This is a genomic window from Streptomyces sp. NBC_00102 (assembly GCF_026343115.1).
GTDB lineage: Bacteria > Actinomycetota > Actinomycetes > Streptomycetales > Streptomycetaceae > Streptomyces.
In genome coordinates, this window is sequence record NZ_JAPEMC010000001.1 from 2,583,589 (window position 1) to 2,601,497 (window position 17,909).

General features: G+C 72.0%; 14 protein-coding genes. 10 read left to right on the plus strand and 4 right to left on the minus strand.

The features are described from left to right. The first annotated feature begins 183 nt into the window (after positions 1-183). The 3 genes from OHA55_RS11425 (at position 184) to OHA55_RS11435 (ending at position 4,174) form a co-directional block, all read left to right on the plus strand. Positions 184-837, plus strand: coding sequence for a response regulator transcription factor (locus tag OHA55_RS11425; RefSeq protein WP_323180470.1), 654 nt, complete (start codon positions 184-186; stop codon positions 835-837). Between the two features lie 339 nt (positions 838-1,176). After that, entirely contained in the window at positions 1,177-3,123 is a 1,947-nt protein-coding gene (locus OHA55_RS11430) for a 2-oxoacid:acceptor oxidoreductase subunit alpha (RefSeq protein ID WP_266705358.1), read from the plus strand. Further along, positions 3,116-4,174 (plus strand): 2-oxoacid:ferredoxin oxidoreductase subunit beta, encoded by a 1,059-nt coding sequence (locus OHA55_RS11435; RefSeq protein WP_266705360.1) that lies wholly within the window; start codon positions 3,116-3,118, stop codon positions 4,172-4,174. Before OHA55_RS11430 ends, OHA55_RS11435 begins: the two co-directional genes overlap by 8 nt. Positions 4,175-4,277: 103 nt before the next feature. Here OHA55_RS11435 and OHA55_RS11440 read toward each other — a convergent pair whose 3' ends face one another. Then, the gene (locus OHA55_RS11440; protein ID WP_266705362.1) at positions 4,278-4,685 is read right to left on the minus strand and encodes a helix-turn-helix domain-containing protein; all 408 of its coding nucleotides are present in this window, start codon (positions 4,683-4,685) and stop codon (positions 4,278-4,280) included. 138 nt (positions 4,686-4,823) lie between these two features. Between OHA55_RS11440 and OHA55_RS11445 the strand changes: the two genes are divergently transcribed. The 4 genes from OHA55_RS11445 (at position 4,824) to OHA55_RS11460 (ending at position 9,907) form a co-directional block, all read left to right on the plus strand. Then, positions 4,824-5,684: an SDR family oxidoreductase gene (locus tag OHA55_RS11445; RefSeq protein ID WP_266705364.1), complete on the plus strand. Its 861-nt coding sequence runs from the start codon at positions 4,824-4,826 to the stop codon at positions 5,682-5,684. A 165-nt stretch (positions 5,685-5,849) separates the two neighbouring features. After that, the gene (gene rarD / locus OHA55_RS11450; protein ID WP_266705366.1) at positions 5,850-6,863 is read left to right on the plus strand and encodes an EamA family transporter RarD; all 1,014 of its coding nucleotides are present in this window, start codon (positions 5,850-5,852) and stop codon (positions 6,861-6,863) included. A 70-nt stretch (positions 6,864-6,933) separates the two neighbouring features. Beyond that, positions 6,934-8,538, plus strand: coding sequence for an FAD-dependent monooxygenase (locus tag OHA55_RS11455; RefSeq protein WP_266705368.1), 1,605 nt, complete (start codon positions 6,934-6,936; stop codon positions 8,536-8,538). Positions 8,539-9,079: 541 nt separating this feature from the next. Beyond that, a complete protein-coding gene (locus OHA55_RS11460) occupies positions 9,080-9,907 on the plus strand; it encodes a Cof-type HAD-IIB family hydrolase (protein WP_266705370.1) in 828 nt (275 codons plus the stop codon). A gap of 124 nt (positions 9,908-10,031) precedes the next feature. Here OHA55_RS11460 and OHA55_RS11465 read toward each other — a convergent pair whose 3' ends face one another. The 3 genes from OHA55_RS11465 to OHA55_RS11475 form a co-directional block, all read right to left on the minus strand. Further along, positions 10,032-10,670 carry a TetR/AcrR family transcriptional regulator gene (locus OHA55_RS11465; protein ID WP_266705372.1) on the minus strand — a complete coding sequence of 213 codons (639 nt, stop codon included), beginning with the start codon at positions 10,668-10,670 and terminating at the stop codon, positions 10,032-10,034. Between the two features lie 248 nt (positions 10,671-10,918). Beyond that, positions 10,919-12,226 (minus strand): DUF2092 domain-containing protein, encoded by a 1,308-nt coding sequence (locus tag OHA55_RS11470; protein ID WP_266705374.1) that lies wholly within the window; start codon positions 12,224-12,226, stop codon positions 10,919-10,921. A 259-nt stretch (positions 12,227-12,485) separates the two neighbouring features. Then, complete coding sequence (locus OHA55_RS11475) at positions 12,486-13,496, minus strand: polyprenyl synthetase family protein (RefSeq protein ID WP_266705376.1); 1,011 nt, start codon at positions 13,494-13,496, stop codon at positions 12,486-12,488. Between the two features lie 219 nt (positions 13,497-13,715). Between OHA55_RS11475 and OHA55_RS11480 the strand changes: the two genes are divergently transcribed. The 3 genes from OHA55_RS11480 (at position 13,716) to OHA55_RS11490 (ending at position 17,898) form a co-directional block, all read left to right on the plus strand. Then, a complete protein-coding gene (locus OHA55_RS11480; RefSeq protein ID WP_266705378.1) occupies positions 13,716-15,722 on the plus strand; it encodes a CocE/NonD family hydrolase in 2,007 nt (668 codons plus the stop codon). 121 nt (positions 15,723-15,843) lie between these two features. Next, the gene (fahA, locus tag OHA55_RS11485; RefSeq protein WP_266705380.1) at positions 15,844-17,076 is read left to right on the plus strand and encodes a fumarylacetoacetase; all 1,233 of its coding nucleotides are present in this window, start codon (positions 15,844-15,846) and stop codon (positions 17,074-17,076) included. Between the two features lie 213 nt (positions 17,077-17,289). Continuing rightward, positions 17,290-17,898 carry a Uma2 family endonuclease gene (locus OHA55_RS11490; RefSeq protein WP_266710564.1) on the plus strand — a complete coding sequence of 203 codons (609 nt, stop codon included), beginning with the start codon at positions 17,290-17,292 and terminating at the stop codon, positions 17,896-17,898. The last annotated feature ends 11 nt before the right edge of the window (positions 17,899-17,909 follow it).

The window sequence follows — 17,909 nt, forward strand, 5'->3', positions numbered from 1 at the left end:
GGATGAACGTGCACACGCCCTGTTGACACACGCGCGCACCCCTGCGGGAAATGGCCCCACCCCGTTCCACCCGCGCCGCCCCGGGCTGGGATGCTGGGCGACGAGAAAACCGCCGGGCGACCGGCGCCCGACGACAACAGCAGCGGGGGAAGCGTCAGCGTGGAGAACAAGGTGCGGGTACGGGTGGTCATCGCAGAGGATTCGGTGCTGCTGCGGGAGGGACTGACCCGGCTGCTCACCGATCTCGGGCACGAGGTCGTCGCCGGGGTCGGGGACGCGGAAGCGCTGCTCGCACTCCTGACGGAGCTGCACGCACGGCAGGAGCTGCCGGACGTGGTGGTCGCGGACGTCCGCATGCCGCCGACCCATACCGACGAGGGGGTCCGGGCGGCGGTCCAGTTGCGCAAGGACCACCCGGGTGTCGGGGTACTGGTGCTGTCGCAGTACGTGGAGGAGCAGTACGCCACCGAACTGCTGGCCGGCAGCACGCGCGGGGTGGGCTATCTGCTGAAGGACCGGGTCGCGGACGTACGGGACTTCGTGGACGCCGTGGTGCGGGTGGCCGGGGGCGGGACCGCCCTGGACCCGGAGGTGGTGGCGCAGCTGCTGGGGCGGAGCCGTAAGCAGGACGTGCTGGCGGGGCTCACGCCCCGCGAGCGGGAGGTACTCGGCCTGATGGCGGAGGGGCGGACGAACTCCGCCGTCGCCAAGCAGCTCGTGGTGAGCGACGGCGCGGTGGAGAAGCACATCAGCAACATCTTCCTCAAGCTCGGCCTGGCGCCGAGCGAGGGGGACCACCGGCGGGTGCTCGCGGTGCTGACCTATCTGAACTCGTAGTCCCTGGTCCCTGGTCCCTGGTCCCTGGTCCCAGGGCTCCGGGCTCCTCACCGCGTCTCCGAATTCCGGACATCGCGCATTCTTGAACGGTTTTCGGCGCGCCCAATCCTCGCCGTAAGGGAAAGGTGCGGCCTACGTCGAAAGGCCGAGCCCGCATCAGCCCCCCGACCTGCCTCGGAAGGCTGGAATCGTCAGGAAAATAGAGCGGAACCAGCCTCCCCTCCCGATGTCCCCCATATGATCGACGGAGGAAGGCGCCCCTTACCGACGTAGTGTGGGCCCCGGGACCGTCGGCGGGCCGGCTGTTCCGGGGCCGCCGCCCACGGGAGGTCCAGTTCAGTGACCAGCCAGGTCAGTAGCCAGGCCGATGTGACCGACGAGGCCGTCCTCGGGGAGCAACGCGCTCCCCGGGCGGCGAATACGGAGGTCGGCGTGAAAGAAATCCGTCGACTGGATCGGGTCATCATTCGATTCGCCGGGGATTCCGGTGACGGTATGCAGTTGACGGGCGACCGTTTCACCTCGGAGACGGCATCGTTCGGCAATGACCTGTCGACCCTGCCGAACTTCCCGGCCGAGATCAGGGCGCCCGCGGGCACCCTGCCGGGCGTCTCGTCCTTCCAGCTCCACTTCGCCGACCACGACATCCTCACGCCCGGGGACGCCCCGAACGTCCTGGTCGCGATGAACCCGGCGGCCCTGAAGGCCAACATCGGGGACGTCCCGCGCGGCGCCGAGGTGATCGTCAACACGGACGAGTTCACCAAGCGCCCGATGGCGAAGGTCGGTTACGCCACCTCGCCGTTGGAAGACGGTTCGCTGGAGGCGTTCAACGTCCACCAGGTGCCGCTGACCACGCTGACGATCGAGGCGCTGAAGGACTTCGGGCTGTCGCGGAAGGAGGCCGAGCGGAGCAAGAACATGTTCGCGCTGGGTCTGCTGTCGTGGATGTACCACCGTCCGACGGAGGGGACGGAGGCGTTCCTGCGGCAGAAGTTCGCGAAGAAGCCGCAGATCGCGGAGGCGAACGTGGCCGCGTTCCGGGCGGGCTGGAACTTCGGTGAGACGACCGAGGACTTCGCGGTGTCCTACGAGGTCGCCCCGGCGACGAAGGCGTTCCCGACCGGGACGTACCGCAACATCTCCGGGAACCTCGCCCTGTCCTACGGGCTGATCGCGGCGTCCCGGCAGGCCGGGCTCCCGCTCTACCTCGGCTCGTACCCGATCACCCCGGCGTCCGACATCCTGCACGAGCTCTCGAAGCACAAGAACTTCGGTGTGCGCACGTTCCAGGCGGAGGACGAGATCGCCGGGATCGGGGCCGCGCTCGGCGCCGCGTTCGGCGGGTCGTTGGGGGTGACGACGACGTCGGGGCCGGGCGTGGCACTGAAATCGGAGACCATCGGACTGGCCGTCTCCCTCGAACTCCCGCTGCTGATCGTGGACATCCAGCGCGGCGGCCCCTCCACCGGCCTGCCCACCAAGACCGAACAGGCCGACCTGCTCCAGGCGATGTACGGCCGCAACGGCGAAGCCCCCGTCCCGGTCGTCGCCCCGAAAACCCCGGCCGACTGCTTCGACGCCGCCCTCGAAGCCGCCCGCATCGCCCTGACCTACCGCACCCCCGTCTTCCTGCTCTCCGACGGCTACCTCGCCAACGGATCGGAGCCGTGGCGCATCCCGGACCCGGAGCAACTCCCCGACCTCCAGGTCACCTTCACCACCACCCCCAACCACACCCTGGACGACGGCACCGAAGTCTTCTGGCCCTACAAGCGCGACCCCCAGACCCTGGCCCGCCCCTGGGCGGTGCCGGGAACACCGGGACTGGAACACCGCATCGGCGGGATCGAGAAACAGGACGGCACCGGGAACATCTCCTACGACCCGGCCAACCACGACTTCATGGTCCGCACCCGCCAGGCCAAAATCGACAACATCACCGTGCCCGACCTGGAAGTCGACGACCCCACCGGCGCCACCACCCTGGTGCTGGGCTGGGGCTCGACCTACGGGCCCATCACCGCCGCCGTCCGCCGCCTCAGAGCCGCCGGCGAGACCATCGCCCAGGCCCACCTGCGCCATCTCAACCCCTTCCCCCGCAACCTCGGCGACATCCTCAAGGACTACGACAAGGTCGTCATCCCCGAGATGAACCTCGGCCAGCTCGCCACCCTCGTCCGCGCCCGGTACCTCGTCGACGCCCACTCCTACAACCAGGTCAACGGCATGCCGTTCAAGGCCGAACAGCTCGCCACCGCCCTGAAGGAGACCCTCGATGCCTGACACCCGCACCCTCCTCGACCTGGTGCCCAAGGCCGACACCCCCCAGACCATGAAGGACTTCAAGTCCGACCAGGAAGTCCGCTGGTGCCCCGGCTGCGGCGACTACGCCGTCCTCGCCGCTGTCCAGGGCTTCATGCCCGAACTCGCCCTCGCCAAAGAGAACATCGTCTTCGTCTCCGGCATCGGCTGCTCCTCCCGCTTCCCGTACTACATGAACACCTACGGGATGCACTCCATCCACGGTCGCGCCCCCTCCATCGCCACCGGCCTCGCCACCTCCCGCCGCGACCTCTCCGTCTGGGTCGTCACCGGCGACGGCGACGCCCTCTCCATCGGCGGCAACCACCTCATCCACGCCCTGCGCCGCAACGTCAACCTCAAGATCCTGCTCTTCAACAACCGGATCTACGGACTGACCAAGGGTCAGTACTCGCCCACCTCCGAACTCGGCAAGGTCACCAAGTCGACCCCCATGGGCTCCCTCGACGCACCCTTCAACCCGGTGTCCCTGGCGCTCGGTGCGGAGGCCTCCTTCGTGGCCCGGACGGTGGACTCCGACCGCAAGCACCTCACCAGCGTGCTGCGGGCGGCGGCCGACCACCCCGGCACGGCCCTCGTCGAGATCTACCAGAACTGCAACATCTTCAACGACGGCGCCTTCGAGGCCCTCAAGGACAAGGAACGCGCCCAGGAAGCGGTCATCCGTCTCGAACACGGACAGCCCATCCTCTTCGGCGCCGACGGCAGCAAGGGCGTCGTCCGCGACCCGGCCACCGGCGACCTCCAGGTCGTCGCCGTCACCGACGACAACCGCTCACGGATCCTGGTCCACGACGCCCACGCCACCTCACCCACCACCGCGTTCGCGCTCTCCCGCCTCGCCGACCCCGACACCCTCCACCACACCCCCATCGGCGTACTGCGCAGCGTCCGACGCCCCGTCTACGACACCCTCATGTCCGAACAACTCGACACCGCCCTCGAACAACAGGGCAAGGGCGACCTCGCCGCCCTCCTCACCGGCAAGGACACCTGGACCGTCGTCGGCTGAACCACCGTCCCTGGACCAGCACCAAGGAGCCCGGGTCCCCTGCCTCGTCGTACGGCAGGGGGCCCGGGCTCCGTGTTTCCCGTTCGGGGGCGTGCGGGGGCGGTCACGCCTCGCGCGCGTCGTACTCCGCCCGTGCCGCCTCGACGGCGTCCACCTGGTGCTCGGACCAGCGGGCCAGCTCCCACACCCGCCGGGCGGCCTCGCGGCCGAGCGGGGTGAGGGAGTAGTCCACCCGGGGCGGGATGACGGGCTGGGCGTCCCGGTGCACGAATCCGTCGCGCTCCAGCGTCCGCAAGGTCTGGGCCAGCATCTTCTCGCTGACGTTCTCGATCGTGCGGCGCAGTTCGCTGAAGCGGTACGGGCGTTCCAGCAGGGACGCGAGCACCAGCACGCCCCAGCGGCTGGTGACGTGTTCCAGCACCACGCGGGAGGGGCACATCGCGCGGTTCACGTCCGCTTCGCGCGCCGCCGCGGCCACGAGCTCACCCGGGGTCTCCGTACGTACCGTCATGCAGACACCTTACTTCAAAGTGGGTACTTCCTCTGAGTAAGTACCCGCCTTAGGGTGAGTGAAGTAAACGACAGCAAGACACCCGAAACGGGTTTATTTTCCCGTACGGGACAGTGCGATACGAAGGAGAACCACCCCATGAGCATCGTCGTCACCGGAGCCACCGGACAGCTCGGACGCCTGGTCGTGGAGCAGCTGCTCGACACCGTCCCGGCCGACGGGATCGCCGCGGTCGTACGCGACGAGGCGAAGGCCGCCCCGCTCGCCGCGCTCGGTGTCGAGCTGCGGGTCGCCGACTACGACCGGCCCGAGACGCTCAAGACGGTCTTCCACGCCGGCGACCGGGTGCTGCTGATCTCCGGCAGCGAGGTCGGCAAGCGCGTGGCGCAGCACACCGCGGTGATCGACGCGGCGAAGGAGGCGGGGGTCGCGCAGCTGGCGTACACCGGCGTGCTGGGCGGACCCGCGGCCGACTTCCTGCTGGCCGACGAGCACAAGGCGACCGAGCAGCTGATCCTGGACTCAGGTCTTCCGTACACCTTCCTGCGCAACGGCTGGTACACCGAGAACTACACCGCCAACCTCGCGCCGGTCCTGGCGCACGGCGCGGTGGTGGGCAACGCGGGCGAGGGCCGTATCGCCCTGGCGTCCCGGGCCGACTTCGCCGCCGCCGCTGCCGCCGTACTGACCGGCGAGGGCCACCTGAACGCCGCGTACGAGCTGAGCGGGGACACCGCCTGGTCGCTGGCGGAGTACGCGGCCGAGGTCTCCCGGGCCACCGGCAAGGAGATCACCTACAACGAGGTGCCGGCGGCCGTGCACCAGGAGATCCTGGTCGGCGCCGGGCTGCCCGCGGGCTTCGCGGAGATCCTGGTCGACGTGGACGAGGCGATCGGGCGCGGCCTGCTCGCCGGCACCAGCGGCGACCTGGCCCGGCTCATCGGCCGCCCCACCACCCCGCTCGCCGTGACGCTCGCCGAAGCCGTCGCCGCGGCCTGACGCACCCCCGCGTACGGGCCGCGTGCGGGGCGCGTAAGCGGCTCGCACGTCCGGAAGGTGCCCGCGTCATGACCGTCGCGGTGATACGGCAATGACGCGGGCCCTCTTCCGGAGCTACCTTCATGGCGTCGGCGACCGCGCCGGCACCTGCGTGAAGGAGGCCCCGTGGAGGGGAAGGACGAGCAGCGGGCAGGGCTGCTCCACGGAATCGGCGCGTACGGGATGTGGGGTCTCGTCCCCCTCTTCTGGCCGCTGCTGAAGCCGTCCGGGGCGGCCGAGATCCTGGCCCACCGGATGGTCTGGTCGCTGGCCGTGGTCGGCGTCGCCCTGTTCGTACTGAAGCGCTGGGCGTGGATCGGCGAGCTGGTCCGCCAGCCGCACAAGCTCGCCCTGATCACCGTCGCCGCGGCCGTGATCACGGTCAACTGGGGCCTGTACATCTGGGCCGTGAACAGCGGACACGTGGTCGAGGCGTCCCTCGGCTACTTCATCAACCCGCTCGTCACCATAGCCATGGGCGTGCTGCTCCTCGGCGAACGCCTGCGGCCCGCCCAGTGGATCGCGGTGGCGACCGGACTGGCCGCCGTGCTCGTTCTCGCCATCGGGTACGGCCGCCCGCCATGGATCTCGCTGGCACTGGCCTTCTCGTTCGCGACGTACGGCCTGGCGAAGAAGAAGGTCAACATGGGCGGCCTGGAGTCGCTGGCCGCCGAGACCGCGATCCTCTTCGTGCCCGCCCTCGGCTTCCTGATCTGGCTCGGCGCGCGCGGAGAGACCACCTTCACCGCCGGCGGGGGCGCCGGACACGGACTGCTGCTCGCGTCGACCGGCCTGGTGACGGCGATCCCGCTGATCGCCTTCGGGGCGGCGGCGATCCGGGTGCCGCTGTCGACGCTGGGCCTCCTGCAGTACCTGGCGCCGGTCTTCCAGTTCGCCCTGGGGGTGGCGTACTTCCACGAGGAGATGCCGCCGGAGCGCTGGGCCGGGTTCGCGCTGGTGTGGGTGGCGCTGACACTGCTGACCTGGGACGCGCTGCGCACGGCGCGCAACGGCCGGGCGGAGGCGCTCCGGCTCGCCGCCTCGGCTGCCTCGGCCGGGGCGGCCGGGGCGGCGGTTCCGCCGGCCACCGCGATCGGTACGAGCATCACGGCCGCCACCGGGACCCCCTCCGAAAATTAGTTACCCGGTTGCATTATTTCCTTGGTTGCGTTTCCCTTGGGTGTCCCGTATCCCTGCCCGAGGAGCAGCCATGACCACCGACGTACTGATCGTGGGCGCCGGCCCCACCGGCCTGACCCTGGCGTGCGACCTCGCGCGCCGGGGCGTCGGCGTACGGATCATCGACAAGTCCGCCGCCCCTCCGCGCAGCTCACGGGCGAAGGGGCCGAACCTGCGGTCGTTGGAGGTACTGGCGAGCCTCGGAGTGGCCGAGGAGGTGCTGGCGTCCGGGTCGCTGCCGCTGCCCATGCGCAAGTACCGCGACCACGTTCCGGTCGCCGACTTCGACCCGTACGCCGACCCCGCCCCGCTCCCCGCCACCGCCTTCGACTGGCCCCGGCTGATCGCCCAGTGGCGGCTGGAGGAGATCCTCCGCGACCGGCTGGCGAAGGACGGCGTGCAGGTCGAGCTGGGCACCGAGCTGACCGGCCTCGACCAGCACGCCACGGGCGCGACCGCGACCCTGGCCGACGGCGGGACGGTCACCGCCCGGTACGTGGTGGGCTGCGACGGGGCGCACAGCCCGGTGCGCAAGCTGCTCGGCATTCCCTTCACCGGCGAGACACAGGCCGACCAGGTGATGGTCTGCGGCGACGTCGAGATCGACGAGGACGCGCTCGACCGGGGCATCTGGCACCAGTGGTTCGACACCACCGGGGCCGTGATGCTCTGCCCGATCCCCGGCACCCGGGCGGGCTGGTGGTTCCAGGCGGGACCCGAGCGGGACGCGGCGGGGGTGCCGCAGCCGCCGACCGAGGAGGGCTTCCGCCGCCTCCTCACCCGGCACACCGGGCTCCCCGGCGAGGTGCTCCGCCGCGCGACCCTGCTCTCCACCTACCGCGTGAACGTCCGCATGGCCGACCGCTTCCGGGAGGGCCGGGTACTGCTCGCCGGGGACTCGGCGCACGTCCACTCGATCGCGGGCGGGATGGGCATGAACACCGGCATCCAGGACGCCTTCAATCTCGGCTGGAAGCTCGCCCACGTGCTGACCGGCCTCGCGGCCCCGGCCCTGCTCGACACGTACGAGGAGGAGCGGCTGCCCGTCGCCGCCTGGACCCTGGACTTCACCTCGGAGCGGCTCGCGGAGACGATGGCCGCGATCCGCCGCCCCGGCGGCGGGCTGGACTCGGCAACCGCCCGGGAGGCGAGCGGGCTGTCCACCGGCTACCGGTGGAGTTCGCTCGCCGCCGGAGCCCCGGAAGCCGGGCCCCGCGCCGGGGACCGGGCGCCGGACGCACCGTGCCGGTCGGCGGCGACCGGGGCGCCGGTCCGGCTGCACCACCTCTTCGCCGAGCCGCACCCGGTCCTCCTCGGCTTCGGCCCGGAGAGCGAGCCGGTCCTCCGCGAGGCGGCGGAGACCTACGGCGACGCCGTCCGCGTCCACCGGGTGTACGGCCCGGACGAGGTGCCGGACGAGGTGCCGGACGAGGCCCCGGGCGCCGGCCCGGCCGGTGTGGTCGACCACGAGGGCCGTGCCCGCGCCGCGTACGAGTCCGGCGGCACCGGCACCGTGGTGGTGGTCCGTCCCGACCACCACCTCGGGCTCGTCGCCCCGGCGGCGGAGCCGGCCCGGGTGCTGGGGTACCTGGCGCTGCTCTGCGGCGGGGCGGAGGCGGCCGCACCCCGGGGGTGACGGGGCGCGACGGAGGCGGGCGCGGTCCCGCCCCCCTGGGCCGCCTCACTCCGCCGTTCCGCCGCCCCAGCCCCGCTCGGCCGCCTCACACCGCAGTCCCGCTGGGCCGAACGGGCGTCGAAGGATCGTTTCGGCAAACCCTCACCGGTTCGCCCCCGTCCCCTCCCGGGCAGACCAAGGGCACCCCCCTCCTCGGCGGTTCCGCCGAAATCCCCCTCGGCCCCGGCCCCACCGACGCACCGCTTCCCCCGCGGCGCGCGTGCGGTATCCCCTCCCGCACGGACCCCTCCCGCACGCGCGCCCCTCGGGCCGCCCTGCCCGCGTCTCGTACGGGCGTCCGACCGGTACCGCGCACAGGAGGCGGGGATTCCGGTCCGCCCCGGTACGCGCTTCCCCCACGGCGCGTACCGGGGCCATTCACCCGAGATCACCGCTTTCCGCCGCCCCCGCTGCCCGTCCACCCCGCCGCGGCGGCGGGAAGCTGACCGTCGCCCCAGGTCAGAGCCGTCCGGCGAAAAGCCGATCTCCCTACGCTGGAACCATGCATTCGTCACCCGCGCCCGCGTACACCCGGGTCGCGCACACCCTCGTCGCCACGGACCTGGACGGCACCCTGCTGCTGCCCGACGACTCCGTGAGCCCCCGCACGCACGCCGCCCTCCGGCGCGCGGCCTCGGCCGGCGCCCGGCACATGATCGTCACCGGCCGGGCGGTGCCGGGCATACGCGCCCTCCTCGCGGAGCTGGACTACCGCGGCCCGGTCGTCTGCGGGCAGGGCACCCAGGTGTACGACGCCGACTCGGCCCGGATGCTCCACTCGGTCCCCCTGGACCGGGAGCTGGCCGACATGGCGCTGGGCAAGATCGAGGCGGAGGCGGGCCCGGTCTTCGCCGCCGTCGACCAGGACGGCCCGGCGGGTCTGACCCTGATCGAGCCCGGCTACCGGATGCCGCACCCGACACTCCCCGCCCAGCGGGTCGGGCGCCGTGACGACCTCTGGGCGGAACCCGTCATCAAGGTGATGGTGCGCCACCCGGAGCTGACCGACGACGAGCTCGCCGCTCTCGGCCGTGCCGCCGTCGGCGATCTGGCGACGGTCACCATGGCCGGCCCCGGCACGGTCGAACTCGCCCCCTACGGCGTGCACAAGGGCACCGGACTCGCGGTGGCGGCGGAGCTCCTGGACCTGGACCCGGCGGACGCCATCGCCTTCGGCGACATGCCCAACGACCTGCCCATGTTCGGACTGGTCGGGCACGGGGTGGCGATGGGCAACGCCCATGCCGAGCTGAAGGCCGCCGCCGACGAGGTCACCCTGGCGCACACCGAGGACGGCATAGCGGTGGTACTGGAGCGCCTCTTCGACTGAACGCCCCGCCCGGAGAGGCCACTTCGACCGAAGCCCCTCGGAGTGCGCGGCGTCGGGGTGGCCCACCGGACGGCCCCGGCGGCCCGGGTGCCAAGCATCGGGCGAGGCCCCGCGCAACCCGCCCTCAGGCGAGGCCCGCGCCCACCTCGACGCCCGCCCCCTCGCCCGCCTCGACGCCTGCCACCGCGCCCGGACCCCGCAGCACCACGGCGACCAGCGCGGCGATCGTCGCCTCGTCCTGGGGCGGCTTGCGCAGGACGTGGCGGTAGTAGACCGGGCCGTAGAGCAGCTCCACCATCAGCCGCGGATCGGCGTCCGCCGGGATCTGGCCGCGCTCCTGGGCCCGGGCGAGCAGGGCGACCGCCAGATCGACCCGCGGGTCGACGACCCGCTCGGCGAGGTCCCGCGCGAGGTCCGCGTCGTGGTGGAGCTCGGAGAGTATGCCCGCGTACGCCGGTCCGTACGGGGGTGTGCCGAGAAGCCGTACCGCCAGTCCGATGTGTCGTCGCAGATCGGCCTCGATGTCACCGGTGTCGGCGAACGGGGCCGCGTCGGACAGGACGTCGGTGAAGATCTCCATGAGGATGCCGCTCTTCGCCGGCCACCACCGGTAGATCGTCTTCTTGCTGACACCGGCCCGGGCGGCGATGGCCTCCACCGTCACCCGCCCGTAGCCCCTCTCGGTGCAGAGCTCCAGCGCCGCCGCCAGGATCGCGCGTCGGGACCGTTCGCTGCGTCGCACAGAACTCGGCAATCCGCTCATTCCGTGAGCATAGGACGCTCCTGGCCACTCCTTGTTGACAGGTCGTCGCCAAAAGTCGAACATGAGCGAGGCGGAAACGGAACGTACCGTGTCGACTCCGCTGTTCGCACCGTTCGTGCCGTTCGTGCCGCGACGAGCCGATCGGGGGACGGCTCGGCCGGCCGACGGTACGGACGGCCCGGAGCCGATCGGCCCGGCCCCGTCGGGACACCCGGCCGACCGGCTCCTGACACCGTCTGGAGCGTGTCCTAACTGTCGGCGTTCGCCGCCCGCACGAGGGCGTCCCGGGTCACCGCGCCGACGTAGACCTTGCCCTGATCGGTGATGAGTGCGTTCACCAGGCGCGTGCTGAAGACCGTGCCGGAGCCGAACTTCCCCGTGGCCTTGTCGCCGAAGGCGTCCAGCAGCGAAGAGCTCTCCTTCGCCGACGTCAGTCCCTCACCGCCGGGCACCTCGGCCCGCAGGATCGTGGTCCAGCCCTCCCCCAGCGTCTTCGTGTTCCCGGCGCTCCCTCCGGCGTCGGTGCCGTCGGTGCCGTCCGGTTCACCGAGGCCGCCCAGATCGCCGAGCCCGCCGGGCAGCAGGTCCGCGAGCGGTCCGCCGTCCTTGCCGGCCGCCTCCTGGCCCGCGGCGTCCTCGGCCTCGGTCACCTTGGCGCCCTTGGGCGGGGTGAAGTCGAAGGTCGAGGCGGCGGGCTTGCCGAAGTCCACCTGGGTGAAGCCGACGTTGACGGCGGCCTTCCCGCCGGAGCTGGGGCTCAGGGTGAACCGCAGCGGCACGCCGTTGTCCGCGTCCACCGCGATCCGTACGGAACCGACGGTGGAGCCGGACTGCTTCGGCTCGACGAGCAGCTGGTACGCGTCGCGCCCGGCCACCCGCACGGTGCCGTCGACGGTGACCGACGTGGTGTCGCCGACCGCCTTCAGCGCCTCCTCGGCGAACTGCCGGGGCGTGCCCTCCGCGGCGTCCCCGCGACCGGTGTCCTCACCGCCGGTGTGCTCATGGCCCAAGGTGCCGGTCTTCGCGTGGAAGACCTCGTCGGACCCGCTGTCGTAGGCCCAGACCTGGTCCGCGTCGTGGATGAGGCTGTACTCGGAGGAGTTGCCGAGGATCGTCAGCCGCTGCTTGTCGGGGCCGTCGGCAGCGACCTTCAGGGTGTGGGTGCCCGAGGCCAGTTCGGTCAGCCGGTCCTCCGGTGCGGCGCTGCTCCCGGAGGCTCCCGTGCCCTGGGCGAGGGAGCCGGCGAGGCCACCGAGCGAGGGGATGCCGAGGTCGGTGGTGATCTTCACCGTGCCGGAGAGCCGCTGGGTGTCCGAGGCGGCGATCTTCTCGACGAGTTGCTGCGCGGTGATCTTCGGCAGGTCCGGGTCGCCGCTGTCGGCGAGGGCGGGGACGAGTCCGATGGTGGCGGCGGCGATTCCCGCCACCGCGACGGGGACGACGGTGCGTGATGCCTTGCGGCGGATCCGGTCGGCGCGCGTGGTCCCGGCGCCGGGGTGGCCGTCGGGGTCGCCGACGGCCTCGCCGAGGGTGTCCGCGCTGTCGATGGGTGCCATGTGTGTGCCCTACCTCCGTGGTCGGCGGCTTCCGTCATTGCGGTCGCGTTCGTCCACTCCCTGCCGCGCTTTCTCACCCGATGGAGTCAGGAGGAGTGGTTGTTCTCCATCTGACCTCATCGGGGGAACTCACGCGTCAGCCCGCGGAATCAACTCCGCGTACGGCTCGGGTATGACGTCACTCCACCGGAGGTACGCCAACCCCTACGGGTCGGCCGGAGACCGCCAGGTCCGGGGGCGGGGCGCGCCGGACGGGCCGTCAGCCCGCCCGGTGCACCACGAGGTCGCACAGTTCGGCGAGCGCCGACTTGGCGTAGCAGTCGGGCAGCGGGTTGAGGGCCGCCCTGGCCTCCTCGGCGTACCGGATGGTGTCGCGGCGGGCCTGCTCCAGCGCCGGGTGGACGCGCAGCCGGCGCAGCGCCTCGGCGAGGCGGGCGTCGTCGGCGAGGTCGCCGTCGAGCAGCTCCACCAGCTCCAGGTCGTCCGGCTTGCCGTCCGCGGCGGCCTGGGCGCGGAGCAGCAGGACGGGCAGGGTGGCGATGCCCTCGCGCAGGTCGGTGCCGGGGGTCTTGCCGGACTCGTGGGAGTCGGAGGCGATGTCGAGGACGTCGTCGGCGAGCTGGAAGGCGACGCCGAGCCGTTCGCCGTACTGGGTGAGGACGTCGACGGTCCGTTCGTCGGCGCCGGACATGAGGGCGCCGAACCGTCCGGAGACGGCCATCAGGGAGCCGGTCTTGCCGCTGAGGACGTCCATGTAGTGGTCGACCGGGTCGCGGCCCTCCCGCGGGCCGACCGTCTCCAGGATCTGTCCGGTGACCAGCCGCTCGAAGGCTTCGGCCTGGATGCGGACGGCCTCCGGACCGAGGTCGGAGAGGATGTGCGAGGCGCGGGCGAAGAGGAAGTCGCCGGTGAGCAGGGCGACGGAGTTGCCCCAGCGGGAGTTGGCGCTGTCCACGCCCCGGCGGACCTCGGCCTCGTCCATCACGTCGTCGTGGTACAGCGTCGCGAGGTGGGTCAGTTCGACCACGACGGCGGAGGGCACGACACCGGGGGCGTCGGAGTCGCCGAACTGGGACGCCAGCATCACCAGCAGGGGCCGGAACCGTTTGCCTCCGGCCCGGACCAGGTGCTGCGCGGCCTCCGTGATGAAGGGGACGTCGCTCTTGGTGGCCTCGAGAAGCCCGGCCTCGACAGCGGCCAGGCCGGTCTGGACCTCGGCCTCAAGAGCCTGGTCCCGCACGCGCAGCCCGAACGGCCCGACGACGGTCACGAGAGGGTCTCCTGTCTGCTGACGATCACACGAATGTCGATCTGTCGGCTGTCTTCACTCATGCCAGCGTATCCGGTCCCCTTTGGATCACCGTGGGCGGCTTCCCGCCACCGCCGGTATGTTCGGGATCGGCTCATACGATCACGAGTTGCCGTTTTGTCGCACCGTACAAAGACCGCCGGTCGCCCGGGCCTCCGGCCCCGTCCACCGAGGTACGCCATGCACATCCGGACCGAGTTCCCGTACGAGACCGTCCGCGAGGACGTCCGCGTCCCGCTCGCCGACGGCACCTCCCTGTACGCGCGTGTGTGGCGGCCCGTCACCGAGGAGCCGGTCCCCGCGCTGCTGGAGTACCTCCCCCACCGGCTCGGCGACGGCACCGGACCCCGCGACCGGCAGCGGCACCCCTGGTACGCGGGGCACGGCTACGCCTCGGTACGGGTGGACGTGCGGGGCCACGGCAACAGCGGGGGTCTGCCGGGCGACGCGTACGGCGACGCCGGGGTGGCCGACGGGGTGGCGGTCATCCACTGGCTGGCGCAGCGGGAGTGGTGCTCGGGCCGGGTCGGGATGTTCGGCATCTCCTGGGGCGGTGCCGTCTCGCTCCGGCTCGCGGCGGCGGCCCCGGACGCGCTGCGGGCGGTCGTCGCGGTGTGCTCCACGGACGACGGGTACGACAACGGCGGTCCGTACTGGGGCGGCTCGGTCTCCTCGGACCTGCACGCCCGGGCCGCCGGGCTGCTGGCCGCGGCGGCCGAACCGCCGGATCCGGAGATCGTCGGAGATGGCTGGAAAGCGATGTGGCTGGACCGGCTGGAGTCGCTCGACCCGCTCGTCCACACCTGGCTGGCCCATCAGACCCGGGACGCCTACTGGTCGCACGGCAGTGTCCGCGAGGAGTACGGCGCGATCCGGGCGGCCGTCCTCGCGGTGGGCGGCTGGCACGACCCGTACCGGGACACCGTGCTGCGGCTCGTGGAACACCTTGACCCGTCCCGGGTCCGCGGGCTGATCGGGCCCTGGCCGCACCAGTACCCGGACCGGGGCCGGCCGCCCGGTCCGTCCATCGGCTTCCTCCAGGAGACGCTGCGCTGGTGGGACCAGCACCTGAAGGAGAAAGAGACGGGGGTGATGAGCGAGCCGCTGCTGCGGTCCTGGATCAGCGGCTCCCACCCGCCCGCCACCCGGTACGAGACGCTGCCGGGGCGCTGGGCCGGGGACGCCTCCTGGCCCTCGGCGAACATCACCGCGGTGACGTACGCCCTGCGGGGCGGTGAGCGGATCGTCCGCTCGCCGCAGCAGACCGGGCTGGACGCGGGCCGGATCTCGCCGTGCGGGAACGACGCCGACCTGCCGCCCGACCAGCGCGACGAGGACGCCAAGTCGGTCGCCTTCGAGTTCCCCGTGGAGGGGGCGCCGGTCGAGATCCTGGGCCGTCCCCGGGTACGGCTGCGGCTGACCCTGGCGGTACCGCGCGGCCAGGTCGTCGCCCGCCTCTGCGACGTGGCACCGGACGGCTCCTCCACCCTCGTCACCCGGGGCGCCCTCAATCTGGCCGGGCGCCACGGCCGCGACCGTGCCGAGGACTGGCCGCCCGGCACGACCGAGGACGTCACCTTCGAACTCGGCGGCATCGGGCACGCCTTCGCGCCCGGCCACCGCATCCGGCTGGCCGTCTCCTCCTCGTACTGGCCGTGGGTCTGGCCGCAGGCCGACTCGGCGGGGTTCACCCTCGACGCGGACGGCAGCCTGGTGGAACTCCCGGTCCGCAGACCCACCGAGGACCCCGCCCCCGTCTTCGGAGAGCCCGTCTTCGGAGAGCCCGAGCAGGCCGAGCCGCTCGGTGAGGCCGTCCCCGCCACCCTGGACGGGGATCCGCCGGAACGGCGGATCGTCCGGGACCTCGCCCGGGGCGAATGGCGGCTGGAAGCCGACCCCCGCCCCGGCGGCACCCGCTTCCGACCGGACGGGCTGGAGATCACCGAGGACGCCCTCGACACCTTCACGATCCAGCAGGACGATCCGCTGTCGGCGCGGGCCCGGTCGGACCGGACGGTCCGGCTGCACCGTCCGGAGGCGGCCTGGCGGACGGAGGTCACGACCCGCTCGGAGACCGGCGCGGACGCGACGCACTTCGTCACCTGGGACGAGGTGGTCTGCCGGGACGGCGACGAGATCGTCTTCCACCGCACCTGGGAGAAGCGCGTTCCACGAACAGCGGGCTGACGGCTCGTCACACACAGGTCGCTTTCCGGACAGGCTTCTTCGGGTACGAGGTCCGCGTGCGGACACGGTCCGTACGCACCGACGTAACGTGTCCCGCACAGCGACTGGAAGGCAGCACCCCATGCCCGGACAGAGCAGCCCTCTCGACACCGACGAGGGCGACCCCTTCGGCCCGCACAACCTCCCGTACGGCGTGTTCTCCGTCCCCGGCGACCCCGCCGCCGGACGGCGGGTCGGCGTCCGGATCGGCTCGCACGTACTGGACGCCGGGGCGGCGGCCCACGCCCTGGGCTCCCCGTACGCCGGACTGCTGGCGCAGCCCGGCCTGATGCCGCTGCTCGCGGCCGGGCGCACCGCGTGGCGGGACGTACGGCGGGCGCTCACCGGCTGGCTCACCGTTCCCTCGCACCGCGCCGAACTGGAGCCGCTGCTCCACCCGCTCGACGCGGTGACGCTCCATCTGCCGTACGAGGTCGCCGACTACGTCGACTTCTACGCCAGTGAGCACCACGCCACCAACGTCGGCCGGATCTTCCGCCCGGACGGTGCCGCGCTGACGCCCAACTGGAAGCATCTGCCGATCGGTTACCACGGCAGGGCCGGCACGGTCGTCGTCTCGGGAACGGACGTGGTGCGCCCCTCGGGGCAGCGCAAGGCGCCCACCGACCCGGCGCCGGTCTTCGGCCCCTCGGTGAAGCTGGACATCGAGGCCGAGGTCGGCTTCGTGGTGGGCGTGCCGTCCACGCGGGGCACGGCGGTGCCGCTGGCCGACTTCCGCGAGCACGTCTTCGGGGTCCAGCTGCTCAACGACTGGTCGGCGCGGGACATCCAGGCGTGGGAGTACGTCCCGCTCGGCCCGTTCCTCGGCAAGTCCTTCGCCACCTCGGTCTCCGCGTGGGTGACCCCGCTGGAGGCGCTGGACGCGGCCCGCACGCCCCCGCCCGCCCGGGACGCCGACCTGCTGCCGTACCTCGACGACGCGGAAGAGGAGGAGCCGGGCGGCATCGACCTGCGGATCTCCGTGGAGATCAACGGCAAGCTGGTGGCCGAGCCGCCCTTCTCCACCATGTACTGGACGGCCGCCCAGCAGCTGGCACAGATGACGGTGAACGGTGCCTCGCTGCGTACCGGTGACCTCTACGGCTCCGGCACGGTGAGCGGGCCCGAGCCGCACCAGCGCGGCTCGCTCCTGGAGCTGACCTGGAACGGCCGCGACCCGCTCGACGTCCCCGGCGGCACCCGGACCTTCCTGGAGGACGGCGACACGGTGACCCTCACCGCGTGGGCGCCGGGTCCGCACGGGACCCGGGTGGGGCTCGGCGAGGTGACGGGGACGGTCCGGTCGGCGGGGTGAGGGGGGCGGGGTGAGGGGGGCGGGGTGAGGGGGGCGGGGTGAGGGGGGCGGGGCCGGCGTTCCTGCCCGCCTTCCTGCCCGCCTTCCTGCCCGCCTTCCTGCCCGCCTTCCTGGTCAACGCCGACGGATCCGTTCACCTGTTCGCAGGACTCTTGCCCCGTTCCGTCCCGATACGGCGGTCGCGTCGGTGAGACTCCGGCCATGGGAGCACCGATGAACGTCGGACCCGAGGTACCGGAACCTCGGTGGGCGGTCCCGCCCGAGGGCGGCTGGACCGCTGATGACCTGGACACCCTCCCGAATCTGCCTCCGCACACGGAGCTGATCGACGGGAGCCTCGTCTTCGCGTGTCCGCAGACTCTTTTTCACAGCCTGGCGATCAGCTTCCTCGGCCGACAGCTCCAGGTACGGGCACCGAAAGAACTGGAAGCCCTGAGCCGTTTCACCATCGACATCGACCGCCACAACCGGCCCGAGCCCGATGTGCTCGTCGTGGACGCCGCGGCGCTGGCAGCGCTGGACCAGACCCGGGTTCCCGCCGACGCGGTTCGGCCGGCGATCGAGATCGTCTCGGCCGAGTCCCTTTCCCGGGACCGGGAGACGAAGCCGGTGAAGTACGCCCGGGCCCGCATCCCGCACTTCTGGCGGGTGGAGAACCAGGACGGGCGGGCCGTGGTGTACGTCTTCGAGCGGGAGCCGGCCACCGGTGCCTACACGTCGACAGCGATCTTCCACGACCGGCTGAAGGTGTCCGTGCCGTTCCCGATCGACCTCGATCTCGACGCGATCACCGCGCCGCGCCGGGCGGCGGAACCGGAGTAGATCCGGCTCCA